2 rRNA genes are annotated in these 3,177 nt (G+C 52.9%); both read left to right on the plus strand.

What is annotated here, in order from left to right:
- The first annotated feature begins 18 nt into the window (after window positions 1-18).
- Window positions 19-2,900 (plus strand): 23S ribosomal RNA (locus G3N96_RS38155).
- A 153-nt stretch (window positions 2,901-3,053) separates the two neighbouring features.
- Window positions 3,054-3,166: ribosomal RNA gene (gene rrf / locus G3N96_RS38160) — 5S ribosomal RNA — on the plus strand.
- Window positions 3,167-3,177: the final 11 nt, after the last annotated feature.

Below are 3,177 nucleotides of genomic sequence, written 5' to 3' on the forward strand. Positions count from 1 at the left end.
GAGACAGACTCGTTATAGGGTCAAGCGAACAAGTGCATGTGGTGGATGCCTTGGCGATCACAGGCGATGAAGGACGCGGTAGCCTGCGAAAAGCTACGGGGAGCTGGCAAACAAGCTTTGATCCGTAGATGTCCGAATGGGGAAACCCACTCCTTTTGGAGTATCCATGGCTGAATACATAGGCCATGTGAAGCGAACGCGGTGAACTGAAACATCTAAGTAACCGCAGGAAAAGAAATCAACCGAGATTCCCAAAGTAGTGGCGAGCGAAATGGGATGAGCCTTGCACTCTTTATTTGTATTGTTAGCCGAACGCTCTGGAAAGTGCGGCCATAGCAGGTGATAGCCCTGTAGGCGAAAACAGTATGAAAGAACTAGGTGTGCGACAAGTAGGGCGGGACACGTGAAATCCTGTCTGAAGATGGGGGGACCATCCTCCAAGGCTAAATACTCGTGATCGACCGATAGTGAACCAGTACCGTGAGGGAAAGGCGAAAAGAACCCCGGGAGGGGAGTGAAATAGATCCTGAAACCGCATGCATACAAACAGTCGGAGCCTCGAAAGGGGTGACGGCGTACCTTTTGTATAATGGGTCAGCGACTTACGTTCAGTAGCAAGCTTAACCGTATAGGGCAGGCGTAGCGAAAGCGAGTCCGAATAGGGCGTTCAGTTGCTGGGCGTAGACCCGAAACCAAGTGATCTATCCATGGCCAGGATGAAGGTGCGGTAACACGTACTGGAGGTCCGAACCCACTAACGTTGAAAAGTTAGGGGATGAGCTGTGGATAGGGGTGAAAGGCTAAACAAACTTGGAAATAGCTGGTTCTCTCCGAAAACTATTTAGGTAGTGCCTCGTGTCTCACCTTCGGGGGTAGAGCACTGTCATGGTTGGGGGGTCTATTGCAGATTACCCCGCCATAGCAAACTCCGAATACCGAAGAGTGCAATCACGGGAGACAGACATCGGGTGCTAACGTCCGGTGTCAAGAGGGAAACAACCCAGACCGCCAGCTAAGGTCCCCAAATATAGCTAAGTGGGAAACGAAGTGGGAAGGCTAAAACAGTCAGGAGGTTGGCTTAGAAGCAGCCACCCTTTAAAGAAAGCGTAATAGCTCACTGATCGAGTCGTCCTGCGCGGAAGATGTAACGGGGCTAAGCTATATACCGAAGCTGCGGATGCGCGCTTAGCGCGCATGGTAGGAGAGCGTTCTGTAAGCCTGCGAAGGTGTCTCGGAAGGGATGCTGGAGGTATCAGAAGTGCGAATGCTGACATGAGTAGCGATAAAGGGGGTGAAAGGCCCCCTCGCCGTAAGCCCAAGGTTTCCTACGCAACGTTCATCGGCGTAGGGTGAGTCGGCCCCTAAGGCGAGGCAGAAATGCGTAGCTGATGGGAAGCAGGTCAATATTCCTGCACCATTGTTAGATGCGATGGGGGGACGGATCGCGGAAGGTTGTCCGGGTGTTGGAAGTCCCGGTCGCTGCATTGGAGAAGGCGCTTAGGCAAATCCGGGCGCGCAATTCAAGGGTGTGGCGCGAGCTCCTTAGGGAGCGAAGCAATTGGAAGTGGTTCCAAGAAAAGCCTCTAAGCTTCAGTCTAACGATGACCGTACCGCAAACCGACACAGGTGGGCGAGATGAGTATTCTAAGGCGCTTGAGAGAACTCGGGAGAAGGAACTCGGCAAATTGGTACCGTAACTTCGGGATAAGGTACGCCCTTGTAGCTTGACTGGCCTGCGCCAGGAGGGTGAAGGGGTTGCAATAAACTGGTGGCTGCGACTGTTTAATAAAAACACAGCACTCTGCAAACACGAAAGTGGACGTATAGGGTGTGACGCCTGCCCGGTGCCGGAAGATTAAATGATGGGGTGCAAGCTCTTGATTGAAGTCCCGGTAAACGGCGGCCGTAACTATAACGGTCCTAAGGTAGCGAAATTCCTTGTCGGGTAAGTTCCGACCTGCACGAATGGCGTAACGATGGCCACACTGTCTCCTCCCGAGACTCAGCGAAGTTGAAGTGTTTGTGATGATGCAATCTACCCGCGGCTAGACGGAAAGACCCCATGAACCTTTACTGTAGCTTTGCATTGGACTTTGAACCGATCTGTGTAGGATAGGTGGGAGGCTATGAAACCGGAACGCTAGTTTCGGTGGAGCCGTCCTTGAAATACCACCCTGGTTTGTTTGAGGTTCTAACCTTGGCCCGTGATCCGGGTCGGGGACAGTGCATGGTAGGCAGTTTGACTGGGGCGGTCTCCTCCCAAAGCGTAACGGAGGAGTACGAAGGTACGCTAGGTACGGTCGGAAATCGTGCTGATAGTGCAATGGCATAAGCGTGCTTAACTGCGAGACCGACAAGTCGAGCAGGTGCGAAAGCAGGTCATAGTGATCCGGTGGTTCTGTATGGAAGGGCCATCGCTCAACGGATAAAAGGTACTCTGGGGATAACAGGCTGATACCGCCCAAGAGTTCATATCGACGGCGGTGTTTGGCACCTCGATGTCGGCTCATCTCATCCTGGGGCTGTAGCCGGTCCCAAGGGTATGGCTGTTCGCCATTTAAAGAGGTACGTGAGCTGGGTTTAAAACGTCGTGAGACAGTTTGGTCCCTATCTGCCGTGGGCGTTGGATATTTGAAGGGGGCTGCTCCTAGTACGAGAGGACCGGAGTGGACGAACCTCTGGTGTACCGGTTGTCACGCCAGTGGCATCGCCGGGTAGCTATGTTCGGAAGAGATAACCGCTGAAAGCATCTAAGCGGGAAACTCGCCTTAAGATGAGATATCCCTGGGGACTAGATCCCCTTGAAGGGTCGTTCGAGACCAGGACGTTGATAGGTCAGGTGTGTAAGCGCAGTAATGCGTTCAGCTAACTGATACTAATTGCCCGTAAGGCTTGATCCTATAACAAGTCTGCCTTGTAGATCGGCGCCGTGCCCTGCACGAGCTGCGATCCAAAGCGACAAGTTGGATTCTCGTGTGTGATACACACAACTCAAAATTACTGCTTCTTCCAAGATTGGTTGTGCTGCGAAGCCAGCACAACAACCCTCTTTGCCTGATGACCATAGCGAGTCGGTCCCACCCCTTCCCATCCCGAACAGGACCGTGAAACGACTCTACGCCGATGATAGTGCGGATTCCCGTGTGAAAGTAGGTAATCGTCAGGCTCCCTAAGCCA

It is taken from the genome of Burkholderia sp. Se-20373, assembly GCF_017104705.1.
GTDB lineage: Bacteria > Pseudomonadota > Gammaproteobacteria > Burkholderiales > Burkholderiaceae > Burkholderia.